At 67.8% G+C, this 18,440-nt stretch carries 14 protein-coding genes and 2 pseudogenes; 11 read left to right on the top strand and 5 right to left on the bottom strand.

Features of this window, described 5'->3' with window-relative positions; genetic code table 11:
- Window positions 1-2 precede the first annotated feature (2 nt).
- From O159_RS11680 to O159_RS15310, 6 genes and pseudogenes are all read left to right on the top strand, one after another.
- Window positions 3-980, top strand: a pseudogene (locus O159_RS11680) (carbohydrate ABC transporter permease).
- On the top strand, window positions 977-1,780 hold the full coding sequence (locus tag O159_RS11675; RefSeq protein WP_021755989.1) for a carbohydrate ABC transporter permease: 804 nt from the start codon (window positions 977-979) through the stop codon (window positions 1,778-1,780). Before O159_RS11680 ends, O159_RS11675 begins: the two are co-directional and overlap by 4 nt.
- Window positions 1,781-1,910: 130 nt before the next feature.
- A complete protein-coding gene (locus O159_RS15995; protein WP_021755988.1) occupies window positions 1,911-3,218 on the top strand; it encodes a glycoside hydrolase family 3 N-terminal domain-containing protein in 1,308 nt (435 codons plus the stop codon).
- Between the two features lie 11 nt (window positions 3,219-3,229).
- Window positions 3,230-4,432 (top strand): anhydro-N-acetylmuramic acid kinase, encoded by a 1,203-nt coding sequence (locus O159_RS11665; RefSeq protein WP_021755987.1) that lies wholly within the window; start codon window positions 3,230-3,232, stop codon window positions 4,430-4,432.
- Window positions 4,433-4,528: 96 nt separating this feature from the next.
- The gene (locus tag O159_RS15990; RefSeq protein WP_236609488.1) at window positions 4,529-6,412 is read left to right on the top strand and encodes a family 20 glycosylhydrolase; all 1,884 of its coding nucleotides are present in this window, start codon (window positions 4,529-4,531) and stop codon (window positions 6,410-6,412) included.
- Complete coding sequence (locus tag O159_RS15310) at window positions 6,372-7,031, top strand: family 20 glycosylhydrolase (protein ID WP_201766222.1); 660 nt, start codon at window positions 6,372-6,374, stop codon at window positions 7,029-7,031. Before O159_RS15990 ends, O159_RS15310 begins: the two co-directional genes overlap by 41 nt.
- 236 nt (window positions 7,032-7,267) lie before the next feature.
- Here the strand turns inward: O159_RS15310 and O159_RS13490 are convergent, their stop codons facing one another.
- From O159_RS13490 to O159_RS11640, 3 genes are all read right to left on the bottom strand, one after another.
- Window positions 7,268-8,464 carry a chymotrypsin family serine protease gene (locus O159_RS13490; protein WP_052323545.1) on the bottom strand — a complete coding sequence of 399 codons (1,197 nt, stop codon included), beginning with the start codon at window positions 8,462-8,464 and terminating at the stop codon, window positions 7,268-7,270.
- Window positions 8,380-8,985 (bottom strand): chymotrypsin family serine protease, encoded by a 606-nt coding sequence (locus tag O159_RS11645; protein WP_043993759.1) that lies wholly within the window; start codon window positions 8,983-8,985, stop codon window positions 8,380-8,382. The genes O159_RS13490 and O159_RS11645 overlap by 85 nt, the downstream gene beginning before the upstream one ends.
- 138 nt (window positions 8,986-9,123) lie before the next feature.
- Window positions 9,124-9,372, bottom strand: a complete 249-nt coding sequence (locus O159_RS11640; protein ID WP_021755986.1) for a glutaredoxin family protein — start codon at window positions 9,370-9,372, stop codon at window positions 9,124-9,126.
- Between the two features lie 122 nt (window positions 9,373-9,494).
- Between O159_RS11640 and O159_RS11635 the strand changes: the two genes are divergently transcribed.
- The 3 genes from O159_RS11635 (at window position 9,495) to O159_RS13480 (ending at window position 13,979) form a co-directional block, all read left to right on the top strand.
- Window positions 9,495-12,011, top strand: coding sequence for a DNRLRE domain-containing protein (locus O159_RS11635; protein ID WP_169725700.1), 2,517 nt, complete (start codon window positions 9,495-9,497; stop codon window positions 12,009-12,011).
- A 142-nt stretch (window positions 12,012-12,153) separates the two neighbouring features.
- The gene (locus O159_RS13485) at window positions 12,154-13,815 is read left to right on the top strand and encodes a hypothetical protein (protein WP_144267659.1); all 1,662 of its coding nucleotides are present in this window, start codon (window positions 12,154-12,156) and stop codon (window positions 13,813-13,815) included.
- Window positions 13,785-13,979 carry a hypothetical protein gene (locus tag O159_RS13480; RefSeq protein ID WP_021755825.1) on the top strand — a complete coding sequence of 65 codons (195 nt, stop codon included), beginning with the start codon at window positions 13,785-13,787 and terminating at the stop codon, window positions 13,977-13,979. The genes O159_RS13485 and O159_RS13480 overlap by 31 nt, the downstream gene beginning before the upstream one ends.
- Before the next feature lie 77 nt (window positions 13,980-14,056).
- Here the strand turns inward: O159_RS13480 and O159_RS16335 are convergent, their stop codons facing one another.
- Window positions 14,057-14,179 (bottom strand): hypothetical protein, encoded by a 123-nt coding sequence (locus O159_RS16335; protein ID WP_269078356.1) that lies wholly within the window; start codon window positions 14,177-14,179, stop codon window positions 14,057-14,059.
- Between the two features lie 378 nt (window positions 14,180-14,557).
- Between O159_RS16335 and O159_RS15110 the strand changes: the two genes are divergently transcribed.
- Window positions 14,558-14,791, top strand: a complete 234-nt coding sequence (locus O159_RS15110; RefSeq protein ID WP_169725691.1) for a hypothetical protein — start codon at window positions 14,558-14,560, stop codon at window positions 14,789-14,791.
- Between the two features lie 10 nt (window positions 14,792-14,801).
- On the top strand, window positions 14,802-17,216 hold the full coding sequence (locus O159_RS13470; RefSeq protein WP_052323544.1) for an RHS repeat domain-containing protein: 2,415 nt from the start codon (window positions 14,802-14,804) through the stop codon (window positions 17,214-17,216).
- Here O159_RS13470 and O159_RS13465 read toward each other — a convergent pair.
- A pseudogene (locus O159_RS13465) lies at window positions 17,194-18,325 on the bottom strand (IS30 family transposase). The gene O159_RS13470 and the pseudogene O159_RS13465 overlap by 23 nt on opposite strands.
- Window positions 18,326-18,440 lie beyond the last annotated feature (115 nt).

Raw genomic sequence — 18,440 nt, 5'->3', positions numbered from 1 at the left:
CGATGACCGTCGACGTTCGTCCCGAGACACCGGCCGCGCGCACAGCGCGCGGCCGGTGGCCGGTCGCCCCCGGCGCCGGCCCGAAGCGGAGCCGCAGCTTCCTGAGCGTGAGCCGGCCGTGGCTTCTGCTGGCTCCCGCCCTTGCCGTGCTGGCGGTGCTGCTCCTGTGGCCGCTCGCCCGTGTGGTGCTGATCTCGCTGCAGGACTACGGCCTTCGCGAGATCGTCAGCGGCAAGACGAACTTCGTCGGCTTCGCCAACTACGCCGAGGTCTTCGGCAACGCCACGCTGTGGACGGTCGCGCTGCCGAACACCGTCGTTTTGGCGATCCTCTCGGTCGCGGGGACCGTGGCGCTCGGCACCCTCGTCGCCGTGCTCATGGCCAACCTCGGCCCGGTCTGACGCACCGTCGTGGGCAGCGCCATCATGGTGGTCTGGGCGATGCCCGCTGTGACGGGCACCTATGTCTGGATCTTCGACGCCGACAACGGCATCGTCAACCAGACGCTCAAGAACCTGGGACTCATGGACGAGTCCTTCAACTGGTTCACCAACCCGATCAGCTTCTATGCGATCGTGCTGCTGAACATCGTCCATCACGGGTTCCCCTTCGTGGCGATCACCGTTCTCGCGGGACTTCTCGGTGTGCCGAAAGAGACGCTGGAGGCAGCGGAGATGGACGGCGCGGGACCTGTCCGCCGATTCTTCTCGATCGTCGTCCCCTCGCTCAAGCAGGTGTTCGCGGTGGTCATCATCCTGTCGACCATCTGGGACTTCAAAGTGTTCGCGCAGGTCTACCTCATGCCGGGCGGCTCGGGCTCGAACCGCCAGGTGCTGAACCTCGGCGTGTGGTCGTACGTGGAGTCGTTCGGCCAGAACCGCTACGGGTTCGGCTCCGCCATCGCGGTGCTCCTGACCCTGGTCCTGCTGGTGATCACCGTGATCTACGTCCGCACGATGCTGAAGGAGGAGAAGCTGTGACGCGCAAGCTTCGCGGGAACATCGTCAAAGCGGTCTTCGTCACGCTGCTGCTGATCTTCACGTTCTTCCCGGTCTACTGGATGCTGTCGAGCGGTGGTCAGTCGCTCGTGCCGCAGGAGTTCACCTTCGACAACTTCGCGTATGTGCTCACCAAGGGCGGCTTCGATGTCTTCCTGCGCAACTCGGCCATCGTCGCGGTCTCCGTGGTGCTGCTGTCGGCGGCGTTCGCGCTTCTGGCATCGGTCGCGGTGGCCCGCTTCAAGTTCAAGTTCCGCACGGCCATCCTGTTCATCGTTCTGACCGTGCAGATGGTGCCGCTGGAGGCGCTGGTGATCCCGCTGTTCGTGCAGGTGCGCGATCTCGGGCTGTTGAACCAGCTGCTCGGCCTCATCATCGTCTATGTGGCCCTGTCGCTGCCGTTCGGCATCTGGATGCTGCGCGGCTTCGTGGCCGCGGTCCCGGTCGAGCTGGAGGAGGCCGCGTACCTCGCCGGCGCGAGCTGGTGGCGGATGTTCCGCTCGGTGCTGTTCCCGCTGGTCATGCCGGGCCTGGTCGCGACGAGTGTGTTCTCGTTCATCACCGCCTGGAACGAGTTCGTCTTCGCGATGACGCTGCTCGGCGGGGCGACCGACAATTACACGGTCGCGATCGGTCTCAAGCAGTTCTTCGGCGAGAACGCGAACGAGTGGGGCTATGTGATGGCGGCCTCCACCATCATCACCCTCCCGGTCATGATCTTCTTCATGGTGGTGCAGCGCCGGCTCTCCAGCGGCCTGGTCGCCGGAGCCGTCAAGGGATGAGCTCCGTCGCCGACCCTGCTCTGCGGCGTCTCGTCGCGAGTGTGCTCTGGCCGGAGCCGTCTACTTCGGGAACAACATCGACCTGGACGATGCCGCTCAGCTGCCCGCGCTGTCGGCGAGGCTGTCGGCGGTGGGCGGAGACGTCCTGCTCGGCATCGACGAAGAGGGCGGCACCGTCACGCGCCTCGAAGCCGCGCACGGTTCGACGCTGCCGGGCGCCGCGCAGCTCGGGCGGGTCGACGATGCGGCCGTGACCCGCGCCGCGGGGGCTGAGCTCGGCCGCCGGGTGCGCGCCTCCGGGGCCAACGTCGCTCTCGCACCGGTCGCCGACGTCAACTCGAACCCGCGCAACCCGGTGATCGGGACGCGATCGTTCGGCGACCGCGGCGCGTTCGTCGCGCGGCATGTCGCGGCGATGGTCGGCGGTGTTCAGGATGCGGGCGTCGCCGCCTGCGTCAAGCATTTCCCCGGTCACGGGGACACCGCCGTGGACTCCCACGTCGGGCTCCCGCGGGTCTCGCTTCCGCTCGGCACGGTCGAGTCGGAGCACCTGCCGCCGTTCCAGGCGGCGATCGACGCGGGTGTCGCCGCGGTGATGACCTCGCACGTCGTCGTGGAGGCGCTGGGCGAGCTCCCCGCGACGCTCGACGCCCGGGTGCTCAGGATGCTGCGCGAGCGCGGTTTCGGCGGTGCGATCGTCACGGACGCCCTCGACATGGCCGCGATCCGCGCCGAGTTCGGAGCCGGGCCCGGCGCGGTGCGCGCGTTGCTCGCCGGCGCCGATCTGCTCTGCATCGGGAACCCGTCCGACCTGGGCCCCAAGCGTGGAGCCTCCGGTGACGAGGCGGACTACGTCGAGGTGCGGGACGCGCTCTTGGCCGCTGTGGACGACGGGACGCTCCCGGTCGCAGCGCTCGAGCGGGCCTCCGCCTCCGTCGCGCGGCTCTCCGAATGGGTGGCGTCGCGCCCGGAGCCTGTGCCGGCCTCGCCTTTCGACGCTGCCGCGATCGTGCGCCGGGCGATCGGCGTTCACGGTTCGCCCGGGCTCGCGGCTGGTCCCCGCATCGTGCTCGATCTGCGCGACCGGGCTTCGGGGGCCGTCGCCTCCACCGCCGAGCCGTTCGCCGTCGCCCTCGGCGCCGTGGGGTTCCGCGTCGGACCTCTGGGCTCGCCGGAGAGCGCGGCGGCGCTGAGCGATGCTCTCGGCTCCGCGCCCGCCGACGCGGCGATAACCGTCCTCGTGGACGCTGTTCAGCCCGGCTCGCCGCAGCGCCAGGCCCTCGGGACGCTTGCGGCGGCGCGCCCACAGGCGATCCTCGTCAACACCGGCCTCCCCGCGCCCGACGCCCTGCCGCTGCCGACAGTCGACGCGTTCGGGTCGAGCCGTGTCACGGCCGTCGTCGTCGCGGAAGCCCTCGCTGGGATGAGCGGCGCGTGAGGATACTCTCTTTGCAGTCCGGCACGAGCGTCGACGGCATCGATGTCGCCGTGGCCGACATCGTGCCGCTGGACGACGGCGACCGCCCGGCGCTGAGCCTGCGAACGCTTCTCGCACGCACCGTGCCGTGGTCGTCGCCCGCGCACGCGGACCTGCTCGCGGCCGTCGCCGGAGCCGCGCTGACGCCGGAGGCGTTCTGCCGGCTCGACACCGTCGCCGGTCAGGAGTTCGCGTCCGCCGCGGCCCTCGCCGCCGAGGAGGCGGGCGGCGTCGAGCTGGCCGTCTCGTACGGGCAGACGCTGCATCACTGGGTCGAGGACGGGCATGCCCGCGGGACCCTGCAGATCGGTCAGCCCGCATGGATCGCCGAGCGGCTCGGCGTCCCGGTGCTCTCGAACGTCCGCGCCGCCGACATCGCAGCAGGCGGAGAAGGCGCCCCGCTGATGGGCCTCTTCGACCGCGCGTGGCTGGCGGGCGAGGCTGTCCGCGCCGGCCGTCCGGTGGCTACGGTGAACCTCGGGGGCATCGCCAACGTCCAGGTGGTCTCTTCCGACGGTGGGCTGGTCGCCTTCGACAGCGGACCGGCCAACGCGCTGATCGACGCCGTCGTGGCCCGGGCGACCGGGGATGCGCAGACGCAGGACACCGACGGCCTCCTGGCTGCTGCGGGCGCGGCCGACGAGGCGCTCCTCTCGGAGCTGCTCGCGCACCCCTACTTCGCCGCGCCGCCGCCCAAGAGCACCGGACGGGAGACGTTCGATCTCGCTGTCGTCGATCGCGCGCTGGCGATCGCCGGCAGCGAGCCGGGTCTCGCCGATCTGGTAGCGACGCTCACGGCGCTGACCGCGCGGACGGTCGCGGACGCGGTGCGCTTCGCGGTCCCGCAGCCGCCGGCACGGGTGGTCGTCTCGGGCAGAGGCGTGCGGAACCCGGCACTGCTGCGGGCGCTCGGCACGGCGCTCGGGCTCCACGGCATCCCGGTCGTGACAAGCGACGAACTCGGGATCGACGCGGACCACAAGGAATCGCTGCTGTTCGCGCTGGTCGGCTACCTCTCGTGGCACGGCATCCCCGTGGGCCTCCCGGGCACCCCCATCGATCGCGCGCGTGTGCTCGGGCAGTTGACGCTGACGCCGGGGACCGTGCCCGGACGGCCGCTCGCCGGAATCGCCGGTCTGGAACTGGCCGAGCGGTCCACCCCGGCGACACCATGAGAATATGCAAAACGGACAGTATTGCCAGAGGACTGGCCGTGGCTGACTCACAGAACGCCGCCCCGCTGGCCGCCGGTGCGGCAGAGGCTGAGCCGGATGTCTGACGTCCTCTCCGCCGTCCGCCAAGCCGTCCCGCGCCTGAGCGCGACCGAGGCGCGCATCGCGCGGACGGTGATCGAGCATCCCCAGCGTGTCGTCGATCTGACCATCGCGGAGCTGGCCGCTGTGTGCGACGCCTCCCAGGCCAGCATCGCCCGATTCTGCCAGGCGCTCCGCTACAGCGGCTACCGTGAGTTCCGGCTCGCTGTCGCGGCTGCGACCAGCCGGGAACAGGCGGCCCGCGAACGGTTCGAACTCACCGAGAGCGACATCGACCCCTCCGACAGTGTGGAGGAGGTGGTCGCGAAGATCGCCTACCAGGAGACCCTCGCCATCGAGCAGACCGCGCGCGAACTCGATGCGGAGGCGCTGGACGCCGTGGTCGCCGCGATCATCGCCGCGCCGCGCGTCGATCTCTACGGCATCGGATCGAGCAGTCTGACCGCTCAGGACCTCCAGCAGAAGCTCTCCCGCATCGGCCTCACCGCCTTCTGCTCGGTCGACTCCCACCTCGCGCTCTCATCCGCCGCGTTGCAGAAGCCGGGCAATGTCGCCATCGGTTTCTCCCACTCGGGCGAGACGCTGGAGACGAATCACGCGCTCGCCGTGGCGCGGGCCGCCGGTGCGACCACCGTCGCGATCACGAACGTCCCTCGAGTCGAGCATCGCCGCCGTCAGCGATCTGCTGCTCATGACGCAGGCGCGGGAGAACTTCTACCGCTCCGGGGCCATGGCCAGCCGCACCGCGCAGCTGGCGCTCGTGGACTTCCTGTTCGTGCGCGTCGCGCAGCGGCTGTACGACCAGATGGCCGATTCGCTCCGGCTGATCTACGAGGCCGTCCGCAGTCAGCGCCCGGCGCGCCCGGAGCGCTCGTGAGCGCCGCCGAGCGGCTGCTGCCGCGACCGGTGAGCCTCGAGGAGCGGCCGGGCGAGTACGTTCTGCGACCGGGGGCGCGCATCCAAGCGGGGGCGGAGGCGGCGGGTGTGGCCGGCTGGCTGCGCGGGCAGCTCTCGGCCGCGACGGGCTACGGGCTCGACGGAGACGATCTCGGCATCCGGCTCGATGTGGATGGTTCCCTCGGCGACGAAGAGTACCGTCTGGCCGTCGATCCCGGCGGTGTGCGGCTCCGCGCGGGAGGAGCGACCGGTCTCGCCCACGGCGCCCAGACGCTGCTGCAGCTGTTCCCCGTCGCCGTCTATCGCGCGGGTGCCGTGCCCGGCGTGTGCTGGGCGGCGCCGGCGTGCGAGGTCAGGGACGCGCCCGCGTTCCGCTGGCGCGGGGTGATGCTGGATGTCGCGCGGCACTTCCTGCCGAAGCGTGAGCTCTTGCGCTACGTCGACCTGATCGCGCTGCACCGGTTCAACATCCTGCACCTGCACCTCACCGACGATCAGGGCTGGCGGATGCGGATCGAGCGCTACCCGCTGCTCACCGATGTGGGTGCCTGGCGGACCGAGACGCAGGTCGGCTGGGGGCCGGACCGCCCCGGAGACGGCCGCCCGCACGGCGGGTTCTACACGCAGGACGATCTGCGCGAGGTCGTGGCCTATGCCGCTGCGCGCGGGATCACGGTCGTTCCCGAGATCGAGTTGCCCGGGCACGTCCAGGCGGCGCTGGCGGCGTATCCGTCGCTGGGCGTCGGCGGCCGGCGGATCGAGGTCGGCACGCGCTTCGGCATCCTGCCGGACTTTGTGAACCTCGAAGAGAGCACGGTGGAGTTCTTCCGGAACGTGCTCGACGAGGTCATGGCGGTCTTCCCGTCCGCGTTCATTGGCGTCGGCGGCGACGAGGCCGTGAAGACGCAGTGGCTGGAGGACGAGCGCAGTCGCGAGCGGATGCGTGAAATCGGGGCGGAGACGCCGGAGGAGGCGCAGAGCTAGCTGGTTCGTCCGGCAGCTGGACGACCACCTCACCGCACACGGCCGCCGTCTCTACGGCTGGGACGAGATCCTGGAAGGCGGACTCGCCCCGGGCGCGACCGTCGCCAGCTGGCGGGGTGACACCGGGGCGATCGCCGCCGCCCGAGCCGGACACGACGTGGTGCTCTGCCCGGATACCCGGCTCTACCTCAACTACCGCCAATCGGAACGGCCGGACGAGCCGATCCCGCTCGTCACCGTCATCACGCCCCGGGACGTCTACGAGTTCGACCCGGTGCCCGAGGCCCTGGACGCGGACGGACGCGCTCGCGTGCTCGGCGCGCAGGCGAACCTGTGGAGCGAGTACATCGACTCGCCGCGCGTGCTCGACTACTTCGCGTTCCCGCGACTGGGCGCCCTGGGCGAGGCGCTGTGGTCCAGCGGCCCGCGCTCGTGGGAGGAGTTCGAGCCGCGGCTGGACCGCCACCTCGAGCGGCTGGACGCCCTGGGCGTCGAGCGCCGTCGCGCGGACGGCCCCCTCCCGTGGCAGACCCGCCCCGGCATTCCGGGCAAACCGGAGACCCCGGCCGAGCGCGCGGCGACCGTCGCGGCCCTCACCGCGAACATCGCCGACCGGTAGCGCTTCCTGGCCGTCGCCGCCCGCGCGCAGAGGACGCACTATGCCCCGTAGAGGAGGCAGCGCCCGGCTGCTTGGCTCCCCGTCAGCCGCCCGCATTCGGGCTGCGAGGGGCCGGAATCCCGGCTGGCCACCCGATCGCCCTCCACCATCTCGTGCGAACGCCGGAATGCCCGGGTGCCGGGACGCACGGAGGCCGGCAACCTCGTCGGTTCCCGGCCTCCGCTCACAGCGGCCGATCAGGCCGCAGCGCGTCTCCGGCGGATGACCAGCAACGCGAGTCCGGTGAGCAGCAGGGCCGTCGCTCCGCCCGCGACCGGGAGAAGATCGGAGCCGGTGTCCGCGAGCCGTGCGCTCGTCGTGGTCGCCGCGGTCCTCGTGGACGGGGAGGCGGCGCTCCCTGTCTCGTCCGCCGGCGGGCCGACGGGCTCCACGGCCTCAGCGACCTCGAACGCCACCACCGTCTCCCCGGACGTGTCGCCGTCGAAGCTCTGTCTGACAGCGATGCGGTGCGCGCCGACGCCGAGCGTGGCGGGGATCGTCCAGGTGCCGTCGGGGGCTGCGACCGCAGCGCCCGACGCGTCGCCGGAAACGGTGACCGTGTAGCCCGGATTCGCCGTGCCGGTGATGGCGGTCACGGGAGTGTCCCGCGCTCCGGGGGCGGGGGAGGTGACGGCGGGAGCCGTCAGCGGCGCCGCGACGAGTGTGACCGAGGTGGTGTGGTCCGTCGACGCATTGAAGCCGTCTTGCGCCCGGGTGGTGAAGCTGAACGGGCCCTCGGTCATCGGAGCGGCGAACGACCATGATCCGTCCGCGGCGGCGGTCGTGGTCGTCGTGAAACCGTCATCGCCGCTGACCGTGACGGTCGCGCCGGCCGAGGTCGTCCCCGTGATCCGCGAGCCGCGCGTGACGGAGGCGCCCGGCGCCACGGAGACCACCGGCGCGTCGAGGACGAGCCGCAGCGTGTAGCCGCCGGTGGCGGCCAGGGTGTCCGCGATGTCGGCGACCCAAGTGAAGTCGCCCTCGATCCCACCGCTGACCAGGCCGACCGCCGTGTTGTTCTGGATGACCGCGCCTCCCGAGTCGCCGGGCGCGGCGGTCAGGCCGTCGGCTTTGAAGCCGCGCACCCAGCGATCGCCGATCATCGCCCAGCCTTCCTCGACCACGGTTCCGTCTGTGGTGAAGCCCGTGGTCCGTCCCGACTTCGAGACGCGCGACCCGAGGGCAGGATTCGCGACGGCCTTGACCGAGATGGGGGTGGCGGAGAGGTCGTCCGAGGCCGTCGTCGTCCAGTTCGTCACAGCAGGCAGGAGGGCGAGCGAGGGCTCGGTCACGTCGATGGCCGCGATGTCTATGCTGTCCGGGTCTCCGGTGAAGCCCGCAGAGCCGCCCGCGCCGCCGAACTGCGCGAAACCGATATCGCCCAGGGCGGACATCCTCTGGTACCCTGGCCCCCGGCAGCAGGCTCGGCCGAGGGCAGGGTCCGCAGGGGCGATCCGGTGGCTTCTTCGGCGCAGTGCCCGGCGGTGATGACGGCCGGGCCTCCTCCCGGAGTCCAGGCGCTGAAACCGAGGGAGCAGGCTGTGAGGCCGTTCGCGGTGTCGATCATGTAGCCTGCTCCGCCGACGACATCCGTGGTCGCGAACGGCCGGGCGGTCTCGCTCACACGCTCGACCACGTTGCTGTAGCGCGCTTGCAGCCCGTCGATCGCCGCCACCGTGGCCGTGGGGGCGTCCGCTGCGCGTGCCACGACGAGCTTGCCCTGCGCATCACGCCCGACGGACACCAGCCCCTCGAGGGGGAGCAGGGCGGTCGCCTCTGTCTCGAAGGCGGGGCCGGTGGTGGGGAACTCCTGGTTCGTGTCGGCGGAGGCCGGCAGGTCGACGAGCGAACCGGAGAGGGCCAGCGCCGAGAGGGCGATGCCCGCCCCGACACGGCGGAGGATGCGGTGACTCATAGGGGCCTTTCACAAAAGCAGACCCGTCAACCCTGGCATCTCAATGCCAGACAAGCAACGCTCATATTCCAGGTGATCCTTACTCTGTCCCGGCAGGAGGGCTGCATGAGTGTGCGAGGAGCCGTCGAAAGCCGGGTGTCAGCCCTCCAGTGCGGCCAGCAGCTCCGGGTCGGTCGGCTCGACCAGGTGGTGGCCGTCGGGGAACGCGATCACCGGAATGTTGGTGCGGCCGCTGATCGCCTGGGCGCGATCGGCCTCCTCCGGATGCGCCACGAGGTCGATGTACTCGTAGTCGGCTCCGACGCGGTCGAGCAGGGCTTTGGAGCGGATGCAGTCCCGGCACCAGTCGGCGCCGAACATGGTGATTCTGTCGAAGTGGTCGGTCATGCCGTCAGCCTAAACGCTTCGGTGTGAATCTGTGGGTCACCGCGACCAAAGCGGGCATGCGGGAAGTTTTGGTCGTCAAGAACGCGGAAGCTGCTGCGGATGAGCGGTTGTCGGCTTTGCGTTTGACGGTCACGGGTGCGCGCCTGGTCGAGTCGGCCGAGACGGGAGCGTTGGAGGCGCATCCTGCCGAGGGTGAGCCGGTTCTGGCGGCGACGCCGCTGTGGTGGGACTCGTCGCACGAGGCGGCGAGCGAGGAGAGTCCGGGGGGTTCGGAGCCGCGTGCGGTTGCCAGTTCCGTGTCGGGTGCGGAGTCGGTTCTTGACATTGGTGCGATCACGGATGGTGATGTGACGTATCCGTTGTATGTGGACCCGGATTGGAGTGGCTATTTGCAGTACGACTGGTATACGGATCGTGCGTATCCGAATCAGTCTTACTTGAATCCGCCGGAGAACAGCGCCGGCTACGGGGTCCAGGGCGGTGTCGGCTACCTCTCTCGGGCGTTCTACCGGTTCGATACGAGTTTCCTTGCCGGGAAGGCGATTCAGAACGCTCGTTTCAATGTCGTTCAGACGTGGGCGAACAGTTGTGCGAGCACGTGGATGCAGTTGTGGCAGTACGGGCCCTCCGGTGTCGGCTTCACCTGGAATTCCGACCCGGGGCAGTGGGTGCGGGCGATCGACGGGCAGGCTTACAACGTCGGTGGTCCGTGCCAGCGGGACCCGCAGTGGGTGGGTTTCTCGGCCACTGTCGCGATTCAGGATGCTGCTGCCGCGGGGCTCCCGTATCAGACTCTCGCGCTGCGGGCGGAGAATGAGGGCAGCTCCCTCACCGGTAAACATTACCGGTGGGATGCCCAGTTGATCGTGACGTACAACTCACGCCCGAACACGCCAGCCGCTCCTGCGTTCACGGCTCCCGCACGGTCCTGCAGCACGGATGCGAACAATCCGGTCTATGTTTACGGTGGCGCGCCGGTGACGATCGGGGTCACGGTGACGGACCCGGACCCGCAGAACACGGCGGCGATCTTCACGATCACGCGGCTGTCCAATGGGGTGCAGGATGTCCCGGGGACGGCTTTCCAGGCTCAGGGCGCGAACCTGACGTACACGATCCCGGCGAACTGTTTGGTGGACGGGGAGAAATACGCGTGGTCGGCGGTGGGCTTCGACACGATCAACTATTCGGCTGCTTCCCCGAGGTGCTATTTCGTGGCGGATTCCACGAAACCGGCACTGCCGACGGTGAGCGTGGATGCGGTGGGCGCGACGGTCGGCAGCCCGCTCGATGTGGTGGTCACTGCTGCGGAACCCGCCATCGCCGGGTATCAGGTGTGGTGGACCAACGGCGGTAGGCCGGTGATGAGCCCTGCCGCGCCGGTGACCAGTTACACGTCGGCGTTGCCGGATTGTGGGCTGGGACAGGCGGGCGCGGTGCGTGTTGTCTGTGCGGATCCGTCGGGACGGACGACGATTCGGGTCGCTCCGGTCGAGGACCTCTCGACGTTGTGGGTTGCCGCATACGACAGGGCGGGGAACGTTTCGTACGATTCGGTGTCGAAGGCGTCCGCGGCGGGGCTGGAGGTTCGGGCGGAACTGCCGGATCTGTCGACCGGTCACGTCTGGAGTGCGGATGATGTGGATGCGATGACCTTGACGGACCGGGTCGGAGCGGCGTCGATTCCGGTCGGCGGGAATGCCGGGTGGGCGAGTGCGGACGGTGAGGACCCACAGCTGAGGTTCCTCGGCATGGTTTCGCTGAACGGTTATGCGAAGCCGGGTGGGGGGCACGCAACAGAGAAGGACGCTGCTTCCCTGCCGGGGTTCGTCCTTGAGTCCACCATCGGGCAGCTTGCCCGGTACGGTTCCGGTGCTGTGCAGCCGTCCGGGACGCAGGTGCTGTATGCGTGCGCGTATGGGGCGGGGAACATGCTCTCCCGCGCCGCGAACTGCGACGGCGCTGGTCCAACGGGGCGGCCTCTCGGGTATGTGTGGGCCTCGGCCTCGGCGCTGCCGGCCGGGTACACGGCGGTGGAGATCTTCCGCTGCCGGGTGGGGAACGACTACTTCACGACAACGACTTCTGCCTGTCCTTCTGGGGCGGTGAACGAGGGCTCGCGGGGGTTCCTGGCGAAGTATCAGCCGACGGCCACCGCTCCGGGTGTGGTGGACACGACGAAATCGTTCACGGTCTCGGCGCGGGTGAAGACGTCGGGGCAGACGGAGGCGCAGGCGGTTGTCTCGGGGAGCGGGGTGAGTGATTCAGGGTTCTCTTTGCAGGCGGGAATGAATTGGCAGTTCTGTCTGCGCGCCCAGGGCCCCACGGCGGTGACGAAGTGCGTGACGGGACCGGCGGTTTCGACCACACCGGGTTTCGTGACGGTTTCGGGTGTCTGGGATGCGGTGAATCGGCAGTTGGGGATTGTGGTTTACGCGGATGATGTCCTCACTGTGAACCGGGTGTTCTTCTCGCTTCCGGTGGATGATGTTCCGGCTTTGGGCGCTGTCGTGGTCGGCTCGGCTCTCACCGGTGGGATTCCGACGCAGTTCTTCGATGGCGCTGTCGCAGATGTCTCTGTGTATCCGGCTGCGTTGCCGGATTCGACGTTGCGTCAGCGTCCTGTCCCCCAACCGTGACCTGTTTTCCTGCGTGATTTCGTTGAGTTCAGAAAGATTCCTAATGAAGCGTGATTCTTCTCGTTCTATTCGCCGTGGGGTGGTTGGTCGCCGTGGGGTGGTTGGTCGCCGTGCTGCGATCGGTGTTGCGACTGTTGCGGCGTTGGTGGTGGCGATTGTGCAGGGTGTGCCGGTGTTTGCTGGTGAGAGGCCGGTTCCGTTGGTGTCGGAGAAGGTTGTGAAGGGTTCTCTGGCGTCGGGGGTCGAGGTTGGGGGTGGTGTTTCTCCGGTGTCGGCGCCAGTTGTGTCTGCTGAGGCGTTGTCGGGGGTGTATGAGGTTGTCACTGATGGTTCGGCGGGTTTGGGTGCGGTGGTTGTCGATTCTGTTGGTGGTGGTCGGGCCACGGTGGTGGATGGTGCGTGGCGTGAGTTGGGTGGGTCGGGGGTGGCGGTGGCTGCGGCGGGGGATCCTGTTGCGGTTCGGGATGCGAGGAAGCAACTCGATGTCTCCCGTAAGGGGAAGGCGAAGGCTGCGGCGAGGGATAGTGCGGGGAAGGTTGAGGCACGGTTTTTGAGTGCTGAGCGGGCGAAGAAGCTCGGTGTGTCCGGCCCGGTCGTTCAGTTGAAGCGGGTGGATGGGGGCAAGGGTGAGGCGTCGGTGGGGGTGCGTGTTCCGTCGCGGTTGTTGGATGCGGTGTTTGGTGCGGATTATGCTTCGCGTGCCCGGTGGGTGCAGGTGGACGGGGTGAAGCCGCCGGAGTCCGCGAAGGCGGTGGTGGAGGCAGCCGACTCGGTCCCCTCGTCTGTCCAGGCGAAGGGTGGGGATGTGGTGCTTGCGCCGGTGTTGTCTTCGGCGCCGGTGTTGTTGATACCGTTGGCGGCGCCGGTTGGTGGGAGGGGGACGGGGGATTTCACGGCGACGTCGTTGAGGCCGTCGAGTGAGTGGGATGTGTCGGCGCAGACGGGGACGTTCACGTGGGAGTATCCGTTGCGGGTGCCGCCGGTTGCGGCTGGTCCTTCTCCGGATCTTTCGTTGTCGTATGATTCGCAGTCGGTGGATGGGTTGACGGGGTCGACGAATAATCAGCCGTCGGCGGTCGGTGAGGGGTGGTCTTTGGCGGGGGGTGGGTTCATCGAGCGTTCTTATGTGGGGTGTGCGGTGGATGATGGGCCGAGTGGTGCGGTGAGGACGAGTGGGGACCTGTGTTGGAAGAACGCGAATGCGTCAGTGTCGTTCGCGGGGCATTCGGGTGAGTTGATCCAGGTTGCGGGGTCGAATCAGTACCGGTTGGGCAATGATGACGGCACTCGCTTCACGGAGCTCAAGGGTGGACTGTGTGCCGCGAATGGCACCTCGGACACGGCGTGTTGGCAGATGACGACCACGGACGGGACCCAGTATTTCTTCGGCCTGAATCAGCTTCCTGGCTGGAGTGCGGGGAAGCCGGTGACGAATAGTGCGTGGAGTGTTCCGGTGTTCGGGAACGATGTCGGGGAGCCGTGTCACGCGGCGTCGTCCTGCACCTTGGGGTGGCGGTGGAACCTCGACTACGTGGTGGACACTCACGGCAATGCGGAGGCGTTCTATTACAACGCGCAAACGAACCTCTACGCCAAAAACGGGTCGACGGCGACCGCTTATACGCGGGGCGGTGAGTTGGAGCACATCGAGTACGGCCTGACCTCCAGCACCGTACCGTCTATGGGGCGAACGCGGCCAGCGGGAAGGTGTTCTTCTCCTATGACACCTATGACAGGAATGGTCGCTGCTCGGATCCGGGTGGTGAGTCGTGCATGGCCCAGCCGACAGCCGGGAACGCGGTGAAGCCGGTGAATGCGGCGGCGTATCCGGATGTCCCGTTCGACCAGCTCTGCACCTCGGGTTCGTGCGCGACCCAGATTTCCCCGACGTTCTGGACCACCTCGAAGCTCGCCAGCGTGAAGACCCAGGTCCTCACGGGTGGGTCGTACAAGGATGTGGATTCCTAGGAGCTCAAGCAGTCGTTCCCCGCCCCCGGCGATGGCACGTCGGCGGCGTTGTGGCTGGACAGCATCACCCACACCGGCTACAGCAACGGCACGTCACTGACGGAGCCGACCGTGAGTTTTGCGGGGACGACGATGCAGAATCGGGTGTGGGCGATCGACGGGTTGGTGCCGTTGGATAAGTGGCGGATCTCTTCGATCAAGACCGAGCTGGGTGCGACGGTGAGCGTGAATTATTCGGGGCAGGAGTGTGTGCCGGGGGATCGGGCGGCGATTTTCGCGAATCCGCAGAATAATACGAAACGCTGCTACTCGCAGTGGTGGAGTCCGGCGGTGACGCCGCCGCAAGCAGTTCAGCAGGATCTGTTCCATAAGTATGTGGTCACGAGTGTGATCGATAACCCGAACACGGTGGTGCGGGGTCTCCCGCGGTTGAGAAGTCCTACCTGTATGGCACGCCGGCGTGGCGGTACAACGACTCCCCGCTGTCTGCGGCGGACAAGCGCTCCTGGTCGGTTTTCGCTGGGTTCGATTCCACCGAGGTGCGGGTCGGGAGTGCGGGGAATCCGGCGGGGCAGGCTGTGACGAAGTACACCTTTTTCCGCGGCTTGAACGGCGACCGCGCCGCCCCCGCGGGCGGCGCGAAAGCCGTGAGTGTGTTGGGTGTGCCGGATGAGCGTCCCTTTGCGGGGCGGGTCCGGGAGCAGGTGACCACGTTGGGGGTGGGGGGGTCCGGTGGTGTCGACCACGACGACGCCGTGGATGTCGGCGGCGACGGCGAGCAATGGTTACCATTCCGCGTGGTATACCGGTGAGGCGACGGTGGTGACCAGCGAGCCGGTGTCCACTGGGGGGAGCCGGACGACGACGTCGTCCACGGCGTTCGCGGGGGCGTGGGGGTTGTCGGTGACGCAGCAGGTGGTGTCCAGTGACGCGCCTGCGACGTGTGCGACGACGGTGTATGCGGCGGTGAACGCGGCGGCGAACCTGGTCGGTTCAGTTTCCGAGGTGCTGACCACCTCCGGGGCGTGTGATCAGTCCGGAACGGTGGGTGCGGATCGGCTGATCAGCGGAGTCCGCACCGCCTACGACGGGGCCGCGGTCGGTGCGGCGCCGACGCGGGGGGAGGTGACCATGACCGAGGCGGTCACCGAGATGTCGGGTGCGGCGAAGACGTGGACGGTCGCCTCCACGAGCGTGTACGACGGCCTGGGGCGGCCGGTTGAGGTGACGGATGTGTTGGGGCGGGTGTCGAAGACCGCCTACACGCCCGCCACTACGGGGGGCCCGACGACGAGGGTGGAGACCACGAATCCGGTCGGGTGGGTATCGAGCACGGTGCTGGATCCGGCACGCGGCGCGGAGTTGTCAGTGACGGATGAAAACGGGAAGGTCACCTCGGCGACGTACGATGCGCTCGGCCGCCGCACCGCAGTCTGGCTCCCGAACCGGGCGCAGGCGGACAACGCCTCCTCCCCGTCGAGCGCGTTCGCCTATGGGGTGTCGCAGACGCAGGCATCGACGGTGACGACGAAGACGCTGATCCCGGGTGGGACGAAGACCACGATCGAGGTGGTCGATGGTCTCGGCCGTCTGGTGCAGTCGCAGGCGCCCGCGGTCGGTTCCGGTGGGGTGAACACGGACACGGCTTATGATTCCCAGGGTCGGACGGTGTCGACCACGAGGCCGTATTGGGCGACCGAGGCGCCGAATGGCAAGCTGTTCGTGCCGACGAGTATGGCTCAGGTGCCTTCCCGCACGGACACGGTGTTCGATGCGGCGGGGCGGACTACCGCGAGTGTTCTGTATACGTATGGGGATGAGACGTCCCGGACGAGGTATGCGTATCCGGGGGCGGATCGCACCGATATGGTGCCACCGGCTGGGGGCACCCCGACGAGTACGTTCACGAACTCGCGGGGGGAGAAGACGAAGCTGGTCCAGTACCAGGGAGCGGGGATCGCTGGTGCCGGGTTGGCCACCACGTATGAGTACAACCCGGGCGGGAAGATGACCGGCATGGTCGATCCTGCGGGCAATAGGTGGGCGTGGCAGTACGACCTGAAAGGCAACCAGGTTGTCGCCGACGACCCGGACTCCGGTCGCACGGTGAGTGTCTATGATCTGGCGGGGAATGTGCTGTCCACCACGGACGCGCGCGGGCAGGTGTTGGCGTACACGTATGACCAGTTGAACCGGAAGACGGCGAAATACTCCGATTCTACCAGTGGTGCGTTGCTGGCGTCGTGGTCGTTCGACACGTTGGCTAAGGGCAAACCGACCTCTTCCACCACCGGCGCGGCCGGCGCGGATACGCAGTGCTTCCGCTATGACTACCTCCACCAGCTCACCGAAGCGTGGACGCCGAAGAGCAGCGACTGCGCACCCACCCCCACCACGGCCTACAAGGTGTCGACGCTGTATACGCAGACGACGGGGGAGGTGTCCCAGATCACGTTGCCGGCGATCGGGGGGTTGTCGCAGGAGCGGTTGTATTACGTGTATGACGGGGTGGGGAATCTGGACTCGATTTCGGGTTCGACGATGTACGGGATCGTGTCGTATACGCCGACGGGTCAGGTGTCGCAGATCAGGCGGGGGAGTTCGGGGAAGATGCTGTATACCGGGTTCGGGTACGACCCGGGGACGGGGTTGGTGAATCAGAGTATCGATACGTCGTATGTGGGTGGGTATGTGCGGGAGGCGGATCGGCGGATCACCCGGAATGCTGTGGGTGGGATTGTGAAGATCGCGAGCACGAGTGAGCGGGCAGGGGTCGCGGCGGACACGCAGTGTTTCGGTTATGACGGGTTGCAGCAGCTGACCGAGGCGTGGACGCCCGCTAGTGGGGACTGCGGGGCGAGTCCGAGTGTGGCGGGGTTGGGGGGTCCAGCCGCGTATTGGACGAGTTATGGGGTGGACGCGGCGACGGGGAACCGGACCTCGACCACGACCCACACCGCGGGTGGGGATACCACCACCGCCTACGTTTATCCGGCGGCGGGTGGGGTGCGTCCGCATGCGGCTACGGTGATCGGTGCTGGTGAGTACGCCTATGATGCGTCCGGGAACACGGTGGCCCGTCCGGGGCAGGCTCTGTCGTGGGATGAGTCGGGGAAGCTGTCTACCGTTACCACTGAGGAGGGTGTGCAGTCGCGGGTGTATGACGCGGAGGGGAATGTGTTGTTGCAGACGGGTCCGGAGGTGGGGGTGGGTTCTAACAGTGGTCGCAACACTTGAAGAGGGTGTTCGGGGTCTTCCAGCCGAGGATTTTGCGGGGTCGGTTGTTGAGTTCGGCGGCGACGAGGGCGAGCTCTTTCGGGGTGTGTGTTCTGAGGTCGGTGCGTTTGGGGAAGTAGTCCCGCAAGAGCCGATTCGTGTTCTCGTTGCTGCCGCGCTGCCAGGGCGAGTGCGGGTCGCAGGAGTAGATTCTCGTTCCTGTTGCGCGGCTGATCTCTTCATGTCTCGCCATTTCCCAGCCCTGGTCCCAGGTGATTGAGCGGCGTAGTTCGGGCGGGAGCGCCGCGAGAGCAGGGACGAGCTGATCGCGGAGGCTCTCGGATCTGTTGACAGCGTCAACAGGCAACAGGAGAGTGAACCGGGTCGTTCGCTCGACGAGTGTGGCAATCGCCGAACGGTTGCCGAGCCCCATGATGAGGTCGCCTTCCCAGGCTCCGGGGACGCTGCGGTCCGTGGGCGCGAACGGACGGTCATGGATCGTGAGCGCAGCGTTGAATCGGATCCTGCGCCGGGCGATCACGCGGGGTGCTTTGCGTCTGTCGCGTTTGGTGCGCAGCATTCGGCAGAGTTCGCGCGGGAGTGCGCCGCCGCGGTAGTCGTAGAGGTCGCGGTAAATCGTCTCATGCACCACGCGCATGCTCGGATCGTCAGGATGCTGCTGACGCAGGTGCTGACAGATCTGAACGGGACTCCAATACTTCTTCAACAGCCCACGGATCTCCTGCTGCAATCGGGGGTTGGAGGCGATCTTCCCCGGCCGGTCACGGGCACGGCGACTCCTCGCGAGCCGGTGCGCATGGAACGGTCGATACTTCCCCAGTGATCCCGCGATTGCGGCGCACTTCCCGGCTGATTGTCGACGGTGCTCGTCCCAGGTCGGCTGCGATACTGCGGATGCTCGCGCCCGTCCTGAGTTGGTCGGCGATCCTCACCCGCTCGTCCTCCGATAAGAACCGGGCCGAGACCGTCGTCACCACCGGAACCTCATCGATCGGCGGATAGTAACGCACTTTGCCCGTGACCAGGTCGCGATGTTTCCACCCGTTCCGCCAGTTGTTGCCCAGCTTGCGGCGAATCCCGAGCATCCGGCAGATCTCGGAGGTGTTCATTCCCTGCCGCCACAACTCGATATATCATGCACGCTCGGCCGACATCGGTGCCGGCCCGGTCATCTTCTGCGACGTCCTTACAAGTGTCATAACAACTCCCGAAACTAGCCGGTGT

The organism is Leifsonia xyli subsp. cynodontis DSM 46306 (genome assembly GCF_000470775.1).
Lineage (GTDB): Bacteria > Actinomycetota > Actinomycetes > Actinomycetales > Microbacteriaceae > Leifsonia > Leifsonia cynodontis.
The sequence above is the reverse complement of the archived record's forward strand: the minus strand, read 5'-3'. Positions and strand labels throughout refer to the sequence as shown.